The 13,498-nt window shown below is 62.4% G+C and carries 15 protein-coding genes and 1 pseudogene; 13 read left to right on the forward strand and 3 right to left on the reverse strand.

Annotated elements, in window-relative coordinates:
• The first annotated feature begins 28 nt into the window (after window positions 1–28).
• The 3 genes from CAG11_RS14105 (at window position 29) to CAG11_RS14115 (ending at window position 1,683) form a co-directional block, all read left to right on the forward strand.
• Window positions 29–586: a Smr/MutS family protein gene (locus tag CAG11_RS14105; protein ID WP_022640161.1), complete on the forward strand. Its 558-nt coding sequence runs from the start codon at window positions 29–31 to the stop codon at window positions 584–586.
• A gap of 77 nt (window positions 587–663) precedes the next feature.
• Complete coding sequence (folE, locus tag CAG11_RS14110) at window positions 664–1,209, forward strand: GTP cyclohydrolase I FolE (protein ID WP_011062625.1); 546 nt, start codon at window positions 664–666, stop codon at window positions 1,207–1,209.
• Between the two features lie 102 nt (window positions 1,210–1,311).
• Window positions 1,312–1,683 carry a glutathione S-transferase N-terminal domain-containing protein gene (locus tag CAG11_RS14115; protein WP_085596812.1) on the forward strand — a complete coding sequence of 124 codons (372 nt, stop codon included), beginning with the start codon at window positions 1,312–1,314 and terminating at the stop codon, window positions 1,681–1,683.
• Between the two features lie 46 nt (window positions 1,684–1,729).
• Here the strand turns inward: CAG11_RS14115 and CAG11_RS14120 are convergent, their stop codons facing one another.
• Together CAG11_RS14120 and CAG11_RS14125 are read right to left on the reverse strand one after the other, a co-directional pair.
• A complete protein-coding gene (locus tag CAG11_RS14120; protein ID WP_022640163.1) occupies window positions 1,730–2,332 on the reverse strand; it encodes a glutathione S-transferase family protein in 603 nt (200 codons plus the stop codon).
• Between the two features lie 9 nt (window positions 2,333–2,341).
• Window positions 2,342–2,725: pseudogene (locus CAG11_RS14125) on the reverse strand (aminotransferase class I/II-fold pyridoxal phosphate-dependent enzyme); the annotation flags it as partial.
• A 209-nt stretch (window positions 2,726–2,934) separates the two neighbouring features.
• On the opposite strand from CAG11_RS14125, the gene CAG11_RS14130 reads away from it, so the two are divergent.
• Window positions 2,935–3,378, forward strand: coding sequence for a MarR family winged helix-turn-helix transcriptional regulator (locus tag CAG11_RS14130; RefSeq protein ID WP_085596813.1), 444 nt, complete (start codon window positions 2,935–2,937; stop codon window positions 3,376–3,378).
• A 283-nt stretch (window positions 3,379–3,661) separates the two neighbouring features.
• Window positions 3,662–5,011 (forward strand): NCS2 family permease, encoded by a 1,350-nt coding sequence (locus tag CAG11_RS14135; protein WP_022640166.1) that lies wholly within the window; start codon window positions 3,662–3,664, stop codon window positions 5,009–5,011.
• A 163-nt stretch (window positions 5,012–5,174) separates the two neighbouring features.
• Here the strand turns inward: CAG11_RS14135 and uraH are convergent, their stop codons facing one another.
• On the reverse strand, window positions 5,175–5,528 hold the full coding sequence (gene uraH, locus CAG11_RS14140; RefSeq protein WP_068587591.1) for a hydroxyisourate hydrolase: 354 nt from the start codon (window positions 5,526–5,528) through the stop codon (window positions 5,175–5,177).
• A 425-nt stretch (window positions 5,529–5,953) separates the two neighbouring features.
• Between uraH and puuE the strand changes: the two genes are divergently transcribed.
• The 8 genes from puuE (at window position 5,954) to CAG11_RS14175 (ending at window position 13,484) form a co-directional block, all read left to right on the forward strand.
• A complete protein-coding gene (puuE, locus tag CAG11_RS14145; protein ID WP_085596814.1) occupies window positions 5,954–6,880 on the forward strand; it encodes an allantoinase PuuE in 927 nt (308 codons plus the stop codon).
• Window positions 6,877–7,392 (forward strand): 2-oxo-4-hydroxy-4-carboxy-5-ureidoimidazoline decarboxylase, encoded by a 516-nt coding sequence (gene uraD / locus CAG11_RS14150; protein WP_085596815.1) that lies wholly within the window; start codon window positions 6,877–6,879, stop codon window positions 7,390–7,392. Before puuE ends, uraD begins: the two co-directional genes overlap by 4 nt.
• Window positions 7,393–7,687: 295 nt before the next feature.
• Complete coding sequence (locus CAG11_RS14155; protein ID WP_022640170.1) at window positions 7,688–8,191, forward strand: ureidoglycolate lyase; 504 nt, start codon at window positions 7,688–7,690, stop codon at window positions 8,189–8,191.
• A gap of 51 nt (window positions 8,192–8,242) precedes the next feature.
• Window positions 8,243–9,550, forward strand: coding sequence for a urate hydroxylase PuuD (locus CAG11_RS14160; protein WP_085596816.1), 1,308 nt, complete (start codon window positions 8,243–8,245; stop codon window positions 9,548–9,550).
• Between the two features lie 172 nt (window positions 9,551–9,722).
• On the forward strand, window positions 9,723–11,081 hold the full coding sequence (locus CAG11_RS14165) for a nucleobase:cation symporter-2 family protein (RefSeq protein ID WP_085596817.1): 1,359 nt from the start codon (window positions 9,723–9,725) through the stop codon (window positions 11,079–11,081).
• Window positions 11,082–11,207: 126 nt separating this feature from the next.
• Window positions 11,208–11,699 carry a hypothetical protein gene (locus CAG11_RS33185; RefSeq protein ID WP_143494583.1) on the forward strand — a complete coding sequence of 164 codons (492 nt, stop codon included), beginning with the start codon at window positions 11,208–11,210 and terminating at the stop codon, window positions 11,697–11,699.
• A complete protein-coding gene (locus tag CAG11_RS14170; RefSeq protein WP_085596818.1) occupies window positions 11,696–12,481 on the forward strand; it encodes an outer membrane protein OmpK in 786 nt (261 codons plus the stop codon). The genes CAG11_RS33185 and CAG11_RS14170 overlap by 4 nt, the downstream gene beginning before the upstream one ends.
• A gap of 148 nt (window positions 12,482–12,629) precedes the next feature.
• Window positions 12,630–13,484: a pirin family protein gene (locus tag CAG11_RS14175; RefSeq protein ID WP_085596819.1), complete on the forward strand. Its 855-nt coding sequence runs from the start codon at window positions 12,630–12,632 to the stop codon at window positions 13,482–13,484.
• Window positions 13,485–13,498 lie beyond the last annotated feature (14 nt).

Genomic DNA, 13,498 nt, shown 5'->3' on the forward strand with positions numbered 1-13,498 from the left:
AAACTAGCCGCCCTTCGCGGAGGCTGACATGCAAGACGACGACTTTTCCCTGTTCAAGAACGAAATGCGCGGCATCAAGCCGATCAAGCATGACCGTGCCGAAACAGGCAAACCCAAGACCGACCGGGCGCAGATCGCCAAGCTGCGCCAGGCTGCCACCGTACGCAGCGAAACCACCACGGTGGACGGCTTGTCCGACCAGTTCGTCATCGACGTGGGTCCGGAAGACGAGCTGATGTGGGCCCGCGATGGGGTCCAGGACAGCCAGATGCGCAAGCTGAAGATCGGCCAGATCCCCTTCGAAGGCAGCCTCGACCTGCACGGCATGACCGTGGAGAAAGCCCGGGAAACCCTCTGGGCGTTCCTCGCCGAAGCCACCAGGTTCGAAATTCGCTGTGTGCGGGTTACCCACGGCAAGGCCGTGCGCCTGGACGGCAAGCGGCCGATGATCAAGAGCCACGTCAACACCTGGCTGCGCCAGCATCCGCAGGTGCTGGGCTTCGCTTCCTGCCAGGCCAGGCATGGCGGCACCGGCGCGCTGTATGTGATGCTCAAGCGCACCATGATGGAAGGCCGCGACGAATAAAGCGCCTGCATCGAGCTTGCAGCGCCGTGCCGGCCACCGTACCCTTGCCCTTTGCGTAAAATCCCACAGGTAGTTTCATGTCCCTGGAACAGAATTACACCGCGATCCTCGGCCAATTGGGCGAGGACGTCTCCCGCGAGGGCCTGCTCGACACGCCCAAGCGCGCCGCCAAAGCCATGCAGTACCTTTGCCGCGGTTATGCACAAACCCTGGAAGAGGTCACCAACGGTGCCTTGTTCAGCTCCGACAACAGCGAAATGGTGCTGGTCAAGGACATCGAGCTCTACTCGCTGTGCGAACACCACCTGCTGCCTTTCATCGGCAAGGCCCACGTGGCCTACATTCCCAGTGGCAAGGTCCTGGGGCTGTCGAAGGTCGCGCGCATCGTCGACATGTATGCCCGGCGCCTGCAGATCCAGGAAAACCTCAGCCGGCAGATCGCCGACGCCGTCCAGCAAGTGACCGGTGCCCTGGGCGTGGCCGTGGTGATCGAGGCCAAGCACATGTGCATGATGATGCGCGGCGTGGAGAAGCAGAACTCGTCGATGATCACTTCGGTGATGCTCGGTGAATTCCGCGAGAATGCCGCGACCCGCAGCGAGTTCCTCAGCCTGATCAAGTGACAGGCGGGAAATGAAAAAACCGGCGTCGATCGCCGGTTTTTTTTCGCCTGGCAAAAATCGGTTAAGCTGCCGCCCCTTCATCCATGGGCAAGAGGCAACACCGTGATCGTCAAAGCACTGCGAGTCGGCCTGGGCCAACTCATCATTTTCATCGACTTCATCACCCGCCCGCGCAAGCAGCAGCGCAGCGCCGCCGCCCAGGCCCAGGTCGAGCAGGCCGCCCAGGGCCTGGCGCTATACCAGTTCCACGCCTGCCCCTTCTGCGTGAAGACCCGCCGCACCCTGCACCGCCTCAACGTGCCGGTGGCACTGCGCGACGCCAAGAACAACCCACAGGACCGCCAGGCCCTGCTGGAACAAGGCGGCAAGATCAAGGTGCCGTGCCTGCGCATCGAAGAGAACGGGCAGACCACCTGGATGTACGAATCCAAGGTGATCATCGACTACCTGAACCAGCGTTTTTCCGCAGCCTGAACAACCTGACGCGAAGATCCGGCGCCCGTCAGGCGCCGGCCGCCGCTCAATCGAACATCGCCACATGTCGCGGATGACTCGCCACCCGCTGCATCCAGGCCTGGATCCCGGGATAGCCGGCCAGGTCGAAACCACCCTCATGGGCCACATGGGTGTAGGCATACAGCGCGATGTCGGCAATGGAGTAATGCTCGCCCACCAGGTACGGCGTGCGACTCAGTTGTTTCTCCATCACATCCAGCGCCTTGTAGCCACGCTTGTGCAGCTTCAGGTATTCCTCCCGGCGCTCCTCGGGCAAGCCCTCGTAGGCTTTTATGAAACGCGCCACGGCAATGTACGGCTCGTGGCTGTACTGTTCGAAGAACTGCCATTGCAGGACCTGGGTCCGTAGCCGCGGCTCGCTGGGCAGGAATTCACTGCCATCGGCAAGGAAGTTGAGGATCGCGTTGGACTCCCACAGGCAAGTGCCGTCCTCGAGTTCCAGGACCGGGATCTTGCCGTTGGGATTCTTCGCCAGGAATGCCTCGGTCTGGGTATCCCCGCCAAGGATATCCACCGCCTGCCATTCATAAGGCAGCCCCAACAGGTTGAGCATCAGCTTGATCTTGTAGCAGTTGCCTGAACGGTAATCGCCATAAACCTTGTACATGGCCCTCCCCTAGGCTGCCTGTGCAGCCTGTGCTTGACGTATCACGGTGGCCAGCCGCTTGAGGCCCTCGTCCAGCCGCGCCGGATCGATGTGGCTGAAATTCAACCGAAGATGCCCGTGGTTGTGGTCCGGTTCGCTAAAGAACGGCTCACCGGGCATGAAGGCGACGTCGCGTTCCAACGCCGCCTTCAGCAAAGTGCGGGTGTCGAGGGCCTGTTTCAAGCTCAGCCAGAAAAACAATCCGCCCGCAGGCACCTGCCAGTACGCCAAGTCGCTGAAGTGAGCCTGCAAGGCCGCCTCGAAAGCATCACGACGCTGGCGGTAGTAGCTGCGCAGGTCTTGCAGATGCTGCTGGAACCGGTCGCTGCCGATCCACTGCATGGCCTGCCACTGCACCTTGAGCAACATCGCCTCGGCGGGCAGGCCTCCAGCGAACGACATCACCTCCGGAGCTGGGCCGCGGCGAGGATTTCATGGATCAGGGAGCTTTTGAGGCGCGATACACGTCGGAGAAGGCCATGGAGTCACCGCTAGCGAAGGGCTGGAAAAATACGTCAAACTGCTTGACCGAAAATTACGCCGACTCTCGCAGATACGTCAATATGCTTGACCTTAAACAGCAATCCTCGCAGCAGATCGCCATGGAAGCCTTCTTCTTCGGCTACCAGGCCTTCACCGCCAAGGCCGACGAAATGCTCGAACGTCGCGGCCTGAGCCGCGTCCATCAACGCATCGTGTTTTTCATCGCTCGCTACCCCGAGTTGAGCGTGAAGGAGTTGCTGGCCCTGCTGGGAGTCAGCAAGCAGGCCTTGAACACTCCCCTGCGCCAACTGTTGGAAATGCACCTGGTGAACAGCGTCACGCCAGCCTGCGATAAGCGCAAACGCCTGCTGCAACTGACCGCCGAAGGCGTGCGCTTCGAACAATCCTTGCGCCGCGAGCAGGTCAAGTTGCTGCAACGGGCCTTTACCGAAGCGGGTGAAGATGCGGTCAATGGCTGGCTGGCGGTCAACCAGGCCCTGGCCGGCAAACCGGCCGACGCCTGACTTCCTGGGCGGGCATCAGCTCCCGGCGCCCGCCTCCTGCCATCTCCCCGTCTTGAGCCCCGATTGCCTGCAAGCTCGATATAGCCGTGCCTGGCAGAGCCTTCGCACACAAGCCAAAAAACATTATTTGCATTCTTTGTATACAAAAGCATAATCGCCAACTGTGAGTTCTTGACCCAAGGGTCAACTAAGCCCACGCGCCTGACCTGCCTCAAAGAGCCGCTGCCCACCCTCGCGTGCCCGGTTCTGGAAAAAACAATAAAACTCTTGAGGAGTACTCGCTGTGGAAAGCCGAAAATCCGAAGCCTCTCCGCTCAACCTCTCGTCATCGCCGAACAGCGGCTGGCTGGAGCGCATCTTCAAACTCAAGTTGCATGGCACCACGGTGAAGACCGAGCTGATCGCCGGCATGACGACCTTCATCACCATGGCCTACATCATCTTCGTCAACCCGAACATCATGGCCGACGCCGGTATCGACCACGGCGCCGCCTTCGTCGCCACCTGCATCTCCGCGGCCCTGGGCTGCCTGTTGATGGGCCTGTACGCCAACTGGCCAGTGGGCCTGGCACCGGGCATGGGGCTCAACGCCTTCTTCACCTACACCGTGGTCGGCACCATGGGTTACCAGTGGGAAACCGCCCTCGGCGCGGTCTTCGTCTCCGGCGTGCTGTTCATGATCCTGACCCTGTCGCGGGTCCGCGAATGGCTGCTCAACAGCATTCCGGCCAGCCTGCGCTTCGCCATGGGCGCCGGGGTCGGGCTGTTCCTCGGCCTGATCGGCCTCAAGACCTCCGGGATCATCGTCGACAGCCCGGCGACCCTGATCAAGCTCGGCTCCCTGCGCGAGCCGGGGCCGCTGCTGGCTGCGGTGTGCTTCCTGATGATCGCCGTGCTCAGCTATCGCCGGGTGTTCGGCGCGATCCTGATCAGCATCATCGCCGTGACCCTGGCCGGCTGGGGCCTGGGCCTGGTGCACTACAACGGCATCCTCTCCCCGCCGCCAAGCCTGGCGCCGACCTGGATGGCCATGGATGTCGCCGGGGTGTTCAACGTCAGCATGATCAGCGTGGTCCTGGCGTTCCTGTTCGTGCACATGTTCGATACCGCCGGCACCCTGATGGGCGTGGCCCAGCGCGCCGGCCTGGTGAACCCTGACGGACGGATCGAGAACCTGTCCCGGGCGCTCAAGGCCGACAGCGCCTCCAGCGTGTTCGGCGCGGTGGTCGGTGTGCCACCGGTCACCAGCTATGTGGAAAGCGCCGCAGGCGTGGCCGCCGGTGGCCGTACCGGCCTGACCGCCATCACCGTGGGCGTGCTGTTCGTGGCGGCGATGTTCTTCGCCCCGCTGGCCGGGATGATCCCCGCCTACGCCACCGCTGGCGCGCTGATCTACGTGGCGATGCTGATGATGGGCGGCATGGCCCATATCGACTGGGAAGAAGCCACTGACAGCATTCCGGCGATCGTCACGGCGATCATGATGCCCCTGACCTTTTCCGTCGCCGACGGGATCGCCCTGGGTTTCATCACCTACGTGGTGCTCAAGGCCGGCACCGGCAGGCACAAGGAAATCTCCATCAGCCTGTATGTGCTGTGCGCGATCTTCATCGCCAAGTTCGTGTTCCTGTAGTTCTCGGCCCTTGTCGCCAAGCCCCGTCCAGTCGGATGGGGCTTTTTCATGGGCGCCCCGGCAACACACCGGCCCGCCCTGGTCGCGGGCAAAAAAAAGCCCGCAGTGTGGGGCGGGCAAGGACCAAAGAAAGCTATTTGCGCAGGATTCTTGGGGGAAAGTCCTAGCTTCCTCGATAGGTCGAATAGCTGTAGGGCGAAATCAGCAGCGGCACGTGGTAGTGATCCTGCTCGGCGCTGATGCCGAAACGCAGCACCACCACATCGAGGAATGCCGGCTCCGGCAACTGCACGCCGCGGGCGCGGTAGTAATCGCCGGCGTGGAAGTGCAACTGGTAGACGCCGCTGCGGTAGTCATCGCCTTGCAGCAGCGGTGCGTCGCAGCGCCCGTCGCTGTTGGTGACGGCGGTGGCGACCGGTTCCAACTGCGCCCCTTCGACCCGATACAGCTCGATCTTGATGGCGCTGCCAGGGCAGCCGTGTGCGGCATCCAAAACGTGTGTAGTCAAACGTCCCATTGATTCTGCGTGCCTGTTGCGATCGAGCTTCAGGCCTCGCGCCTCCCGGAGTCAGTGAAAGAAAGGGCGGCCATGATCGGCGGCTGGGCAACGAGCATGGCGAGGTCACGATTAAGACACTTTTATCTAAAATTGTACACAATAATAATTACACTCATCGCCCACTCCAAGGCTACTGCCGGTCGAGCTCCGATCAAGACCAAAAGCACGCCGCCTGGCGACTTGCGATTCATAAGCTGACCACTTGGGCAGATTTCTTGCAGGGAGATTGTGCAGCAACAAAAGGGTAAATTTGCAAAAAAACGGGCTTACAAACCGATTATAAACTTGTATACAATCAAGCCATCGCAGTGACGCTCACCTGGCTCTTCCCGGTTTCAGGTCCCGCCACGCCACAGTTACCACGAACAATAAGGAAGACTGCAGTGAGCGCTGACTACCCTCGCGACCTGATCGGTTACGGCTCCAACCCTCCTCACCCTCACTGGCCAGGCAATGCCCGTGTCGCCCTGTCCTTCGTGCTCAACTACGAAGAAGGCGGCGAGCGCAACATCCTTCATGGCGACAAGGAATCCGAAGCCTTCCTCTCGGAAATGGTCGCCGCCCAGCCCCTGCAGGGCGAGCGCAACATGAGCATGGAATCGCTGTACGAATATGGCAGCCGTGCCGGCGTCTGGCGGATCCTCAAGCTGTTCAAGGAATTCGATATCCCGCTGACCATCTTCGCCGTGGCCATGGCCGCCCAGCGCCATCCGGACGTGATCCGCGCCATGGTCGAGGCCGGCCACGAGATCTGCAGCCACGGCTACCGCTGGATCGACTACCAGTACATGGATGAGGCCCAGGAACGCGAGCACATGCTCGAAGCGATCCGCATCCTCACCGAGATCACCGGCGAACGCCCCCTGGGCTGGTACACCGGGCGCACCGGCCCGAACACCCGGCGCCTGGTGATGGAGGAAGGCGGCTTCCTCTACGACAGCGACACCTACGACGACGACCTGCCCTACTGGGAACCCAACAACCCCACCGGCAAGCCGCACCTGGTGATCCCCTACACCCTGGACACCAACGATATGCGCTTCACCCAGGTGCAGGGTTTCAACAAGGGCGATGACTTCTTCCACTACCTCAAGGACGCCTTCGACGTCTTGTATGCCGAGGGTGCAGAGGCACCGAAGATGCTCTCCATCGGCCTGCACTGCCGCCTGGTTGGACGTCCGGCACGCCTGGCCGCCCTCAAGCGCTTCATCGAGTATGTCAAGGGCCACGAGCAGGTGTGGTTCACCCGGCGGGTGGATATCGCCCGTCACTGGCAGCAGGTCCACCCTTGCCAGGGAGCGGCGAAATGACCGCATTCCAGACCCTCAAGCCCTCGACCCTGGACCGCGCAGGCTTCATCGAGGCCTTCGCCGACATCTACGAGCATTCCCCATGGGTGGCCGAAAAGGCCCATGACCTGGGCCTGGACGCCTCCATCGACCAGATCGAGGGGCTGCACCAGCGCATGAGCGACATCCTCCTCAGCGCCGACCACGCCCGCCAACTGGCGCTGATCAACGCCCACCCGGACCTCGCCGGCAAGGCCGCGATCCAGGGCGAACTGACCGCGGCCAGCACCAACGAGCAGGCCGGCGCCGGCATCCATCAGTGCACCGCCGAGGAGTTCCAGCGCTTCACCGAACTGAACGATGCCTACAAGGCCAAGTTCCAGTTCCCCTTCATCATGGCGGTGAAGGGCAGCAACCGGCACCAGATCCTCGCCGCCTTCGAAACCCGCATCCACAACTCGGTGGACACCGAGTTCAAGTGCGCCCTGGCGGAAATCAACAAGATCGCCCTGTTCCGCTTGCAGACGCTGTAGCCAGTGGTCGAGGCAGGCCCGGCCTGCCGCGGCAAAACCACCGATAAAGGCTGACAAGAACAATGGACAACCACGCCATATCCTGCCCGCAGCCCGCCACCCGCAAGGGTGCATGCCCGGCTGTCCGGAGCCTCGCCGAACCTCGGGGCCCGCACCTTCGCATCCAGCCGCACCGATTCCCGGACACGAGCCGCGAACAGCCCTGGGCATCCGCCAGGGATGCAGGCTGAAACCGCTCGGTGAGCAGCGCCGGACATGGCCAACAGCAACCCATAGAGAATTCAAGAAGAACAGCATGCGCACATTGACCATTGAGCCCCTGAGCAAAGAAGCCTTCGCCCCTTTCGGAGACGTGATCGAAACCGACGGCAGCGACCACTTCATGATCAACAACGGTTCGACCATGCGCTTCCACCGCCTGGCGACGGTCGAGACCGCCCAGCCGGAGGACCGGGCGATCATCAGCATCTTCCGCGCCGACGCGCTGGAGATGCCGCTCACCATCCGCATGCTGGAACGCCATCCGCTGGGCAGCCAGGCTTTCATCCCGCTGCTCGGCAACCCCTTTCTGATCGTGGTCGCGCCACTTGGCGATGCACCTGTATCAGGTCTCGTCCGTGCCTTTGTCAGTAATGGCAGGCAGGGCATCAACTACCATCGCGGCGTCTGGCACCACCCGGTGCTGACGATCGAAAAGCGGGATGACTTCCTGGTGGTCGATCGCAGTGGTTCTGGCAACAACTGCGATGAGCATTTCTTCAAAGAGGATGAGCGTTTGATCCTCGCCCCCCACCAATAAGAGAAGGCCTGATCCCCCGACAACAAGGGTGACGGGCATGAGGTAAAGACTGTGGAAGCACATCTGTTGGAATGGCTCAACCTGAGCGTGCGCTGGATACACATGATCACCGGTGTGGCCTGGATCGGCGCATCGTTCTACTTCGTCTGGCTGGAGAACAACCTCAATCGCGTCAACCCCAGGAACGGCCTGTCCGGCGATCTCTGGGCGATCCATGGTGGCGGTATCTACCACCTGGAGAAGTACAAGCTGGCACCACCCTCGATGCCGGAGAACCTGCACTGGTTCAAATGGGAAGCCTATTTCACCTGGATGTCGGGGATCGCCCTGCTGTGCCTGGTGTTCTACTGGAACCCGACCCTGTACCTGCTGGCCCCCGGCAGCACCCTGAGCGGTGGCGAGGGCATCGCCATCGGCGTCGGTTCGCTGGTCGCCGGCTGGTTCATCTACGACTTCCTGTGCGATTCGCCGCTGGGCAAGCAACCGGCCCTGCTGGGCCTGGTGCTGTTCGTGCTGATCATCGCCGCCTGCTTCGGCTTCAGCCAGGTGTTCAGCGGTCGCGGTGCCTACCTGCATACCGGGGCGATCATCGGCACCATCATGGTGGGTAACGTGTTCCGCATCATCATGCCGGCCCAGCGCCAGCTGGTAGCAGCCATCGAGGCCAACCAGACGCCGGATCCGGTACTGCCGGCCAAGGGCTTGCTGCGTTCGCGGCACAACAACTACTTCACTCTGCCAGTGCTGTTCATCATGATCAGCAACCACTTCCCGAGCACCTACGGCAGCCAGTACAACTGGTTGATCCTGGCCGGTATCGCGGTGGCGGCGGTGCTGGTTCGCCACTACTTCAACACTCGCCATGACAGCCACAAGTTCGCCTGGACCCTGCCGGTCGCGGCGCTGGGCATGATCTGCCTGGCCTACGTCACCGGCCCGGCCGGCACTCCCGGCACCCCGGAAGTGGCCAAGGCCCCCGCCAAGATCGAGTACCAGCCATTGCCGGAAACCGCCCTGGGCGGGGGTGCCAAGCCAGCCACCCAAGCCTCGGCGCCAGCTCCGGCCGCCAGCGCTCCGGCCCAGGCCGCCAATACCGGGCCGAGCTTCGAGAAGGTCCACAACGTGATCCAGGAGCGTTGCGCAGTCTGTCACTCGGCCAAGCCCACCAGCCCGTTGTTCAGCGCCGCGCCAGCCGGGGTGATGTTCGATACCCCCGAGCAGATCCGCTTGCAGGCGGCACGCATCCAGGCCCAGGCCGTCGCCAGCCAGATCATGCCCCTGGGCAACATCACCCAGATGACCCAGCAGGAACGTGAACTGATCGGCGCCTGGATCGCCCAGGGGGCCCAGACCAACTGATCAGCGCCTGGCGCCAGGCCCAGCGGCGAGCAGCTCGCGTCTACAGGATCGGTGCTTCTGTAGGGGCGGGCTGGCTCGCCATCGGCCGATCATGATTTGCCTGTTGCTGCATACCACTACGCCAATGGCGCGGTGGCTAAATCACAAGAATAAAAAAGATCCGAGGTGTTGCATGTCCGATTCATCCGAACAGTGCGTCCCCGATGCGCCAGCCATTCAGCGCTTGCCTTTCCTGCAACTGATCCTGGTCGGCTTGCAGCACGTCCTGCTGATGTATGGCGGCGCGATCGCGGTACCGCTGATCATCGGACAGGCCGCTGGCCTGAGTCGTGAAGAAATCGCCTTCCTGATCAACGCCGACCTGCTGGTGGCCGGCATCGCCACCATCGTCCAGTCCTTCGGCATCGGCCCCATGGGCATTCGCATGCCGGTGATGATGGGCGCCAGTTTCGCCGCCGTGGGCAGCATGGTGGCCATGGCCGGCATGCCCGGCATCGGCCTGCAGGGCATCTTCGGCGCCACCATCGCCGCCGGGTTCTTCGGCATGCTGATCGCGCCCTTCATGTCCAAGGTGGTGCGTTTCTTCCCACCCCTGGTCACCGGCACGGTGATCACCTCGATCGGCTTGTCGCTGTTCCCCGTGGCGGTGAACTGGGCCGGTGGCGGCGGGACCTCGGCACAATTCGGCTCCCCCATCTACCTCATCGTCGCCGGGTTGGTGCTGGGCACCATCCTGCTGATCCACCGCTTCATGCGTGGGTTCTGGGTGAACATTTCCGTGCTGATCGGCATGGGCCTGGGCTACCTGCTGTGCGGCTTGATCGGCATGGTCGACCTCAGCGGCCTGGCCCAGGCGCCCTGGCTACAGGTGGTGACGCCCCTGCACTTCGGCATGCCGCAATTCAACCTGGCCCCCATCCTCTCCATGTGCCTGGTGGTGGTGATCATCTTCGTCGAGTCCACCGGCATGTTCCTGGCCCTGGGCAAGATCACCGGCCAGGAAGTCACGCCGCGCATGCTGCGCCGTGGCCTGTTGTGTGACGCCGGGGCCTCGTTCTTCGCCGGCTTCCTCAATACCTTCACCCATTCCTCGTTCGCCCAGAACATCGGCCTGGTACAGATGACCGGGGTTCGCTGCCGTTCGGTGACCATGGTCGCCGGCGGCTTGCTGATCGTCCTCAGCCTGCTGCCCAAGGCGGCCTTCCTGGTGGCATCGATTCCCCCGGCGGTCCTGGGTGGCGCGGCCATCGCCATGTTCGGCATGGTGGCGGCCACCGGGATCAAGATCCTCCAGGAGGCCGACATCGCCGACCGGCGCAACCAGTTGCTGGTGGCGGTGAGCATCGGCATGGGCCTGATCCCGGTGGTACGCCCGGAGTTCTTCGCCCACCTGCCGCTGTGGATGAGCCCCATCACCCACAGCGGCATCGCCATGGCCACCTTGAGCGCCCTGCTGCTGAACCTGCTGTTCAACATCCTTGGCGGTGCCGAACGAGTCACCGACAGCCACCGGCAAGTCCACCAGCATTGAACGACCCGGGCGCCAGGTTGGCGCCCGAGCATGCCCTGAACCGATACCGCAGCCACGGCCCACCCTGGGCCCAGCGCTGCCTGCACCGCTGCGCCTTGAGAACAAGAACAACCAGGGAGCACCACCATGCAGACTGCCCGCAGTTACCCAGTGGCCCCCATTCCCCGGGCGCCACGCAGCCAGGCCGCCAACGGTCATGGCCCTGCCATTCCCCATCCTTGCGAGCCGGTGGCCAGACCTGGCGCCCGGCCTGCCCCAGCGTGGCTGCAAGTACAGCGCTGTGCCGTACTTGAGCGCCGCCGTGGGAGCCAGTATTCTCCGCGGCCGCGCAACTCCGAGGTAAAAAAAAGCCCGGACGAAAAACCTGACCTGAAAGCCAACTTATCCCGGCCCAGGCAGGTATCAAGGCGCAGGAATCAAAGCACAAGAACCCTCTGCCGACTGTATCGCTACAGCCGGGCGATGGTTCTTTCGCTTTTTTCGGCCTTGCCACAGCAGCCGTTAAAAGCGGCCGAGCTGAGCGATCGGACAGTGTTCGAAGCAAAGAAAAAAGGCGCCACACCAGAGCGCCAGATCAAAAAAAACATTGAAACACCTACTTTGGGAGCAACCGAATGAAACCTGTGAGCACACGCCTGATGCTGGCCGCCGGCCTGCTGGCCGGGAGCCAGGCCATGGCCGGGGACCTGCTGCAATGGCAGAACAACAGCCTGACCTACCTGTACGGCAAGGACTTCAAGATCAACCCGCAGATCCAGCAGACCGTGACCTTCGAGCACGCCGACGCCTGGAAGTATGGAGACAACTTCTTCTTCCTCGACCGCATCTTCTATAACGGCAAGAAAGACGGCAACGTCGGCCCGAACACCTACTACGGCGAGTTCACCCCGCGTCTTTCGTTCGGCAAGATCTTCGACCAGAAGCTGGAATTCGGCCCGATCAAGGATGTGCTCCTGGCCTTCACCTATGAATTCGGCGAAGGCGACAACGAGTCCTACCTGGTAGGTCCCGGTTTCGACCTGGCGGTACCCGGCTTCGACTACTTCCAGCTCAACTTCTACCAGCGCCACACCGAAGGCAGCCGCCCGGGCGACAACGTCTGGCAGATCACCCCGGTGTGGTCCTACACCATTCCCGTGGGCCGCTCGGACATCCTGATCGACGGCTACATGGACTGGGTCGTGGACAACGACCGCAATTCCAAGGGCACCTACCACGCCAACCTGCACTTCAATCCACAGGTCAAGTACGACCTGGGCAAGGCATTGAACTGGGGCGCCAAGCAGCTGTACGTCGGTTTCGAGTACGACTACTGGAAGAACAAGTACGGCGTCCAGGACTCTCGCGCCTTCGAGACCAACCAGGACACCGCCAGCCTGCTGGTCAAGTACCACTTCTAAGCGGCATGCCGGGTGCTGCCTCCGATGGCTGGAGGCAGCACGCAAAATATCGACCAATTCGATAAAACCAGCGCACATTTCGCAACCATCGATCGATGAGGCAGGCATAACATCCCGCTCATTCCACTTATCGACCAGGAGTTGCTCCATGACCCAACTGCGCAAGGTACTCAGCGTCCATAGCGGCCAGCCCGCATCCGACGGTGCCGGAGTGAAACTGACCCGGGTCTTCGGTGGCCAGGGCGTCGAACGCTTCGATCCGTTCCTGATGCTCGACGAATTCGGTTCACAAAACCCCGACGACTACATCGCCGGCTTCCCGCCCCACCCGCACCGTGGCTTCGAGACCGTGACCTACATGCTCGAAGGCCGCATGCGCCATGAAGACCACCTGGGCAACGTCGGCCTGCTGCAAAGCGGCGGCGTGCAGTGGATGACCGCTGCCAAGGGCATCATCCACAGCGAGATGCCGGAACAGGAACAAGGCGTGATGCGCGGCTTCCAGTTGTGGCTGAATCTGCCGGGCCGGCACAAGCTCGATCCGGCCGCCTATCGTGATATCCAGCCCCAGGACCTCCCGCGGCTGACCACGGCTGGTGGGGTCGAGGCGGTGGTGATCGCCGGACGCTTCGACGATGGTCACAGCCAGCAGGCCGGAGCAGTGGAGCGCCCCCATACCGAACCGCATTACTTCGACCTGCACCTGCCGGCCGGAGCCTCGGTCAGTCCACGACTGCCGGCGGGACACCGAGTGATGCTGTACGTCTATGAAGGTTCGATCGAGTTGCCGGGGCACCCGCAGAGCATCGCAAGCAGCCGCCTGGTACGCCTGGCCGACGAAGGTGAGCTGCGCCTGGACAGCCGGGCGGGCGCCCGGGTGCTGCTGATCGCCGGCAAGCCCCTGGGAGAACCGGTGGTGCAGTACGGCCCTTTCGTGATGAATAGCCGGGAGGAGATCGAGCAGGCCTTGCGGGATTTTCGCGATGACCGCCTAACCGACTGAGGCTCGCAGGCCAG

Source organism: Pseudomonas sp. B6(2017), assembly GCF_002112765.1.
GTDB classification, from domain to species: domain Bacteria; phylum Pseudomonadota; class Gammaproteobacteria; order Pseudomonadales; family Pseudomonadaceae; genus Aquipseudomonas; species Aquipseudomonas piscis.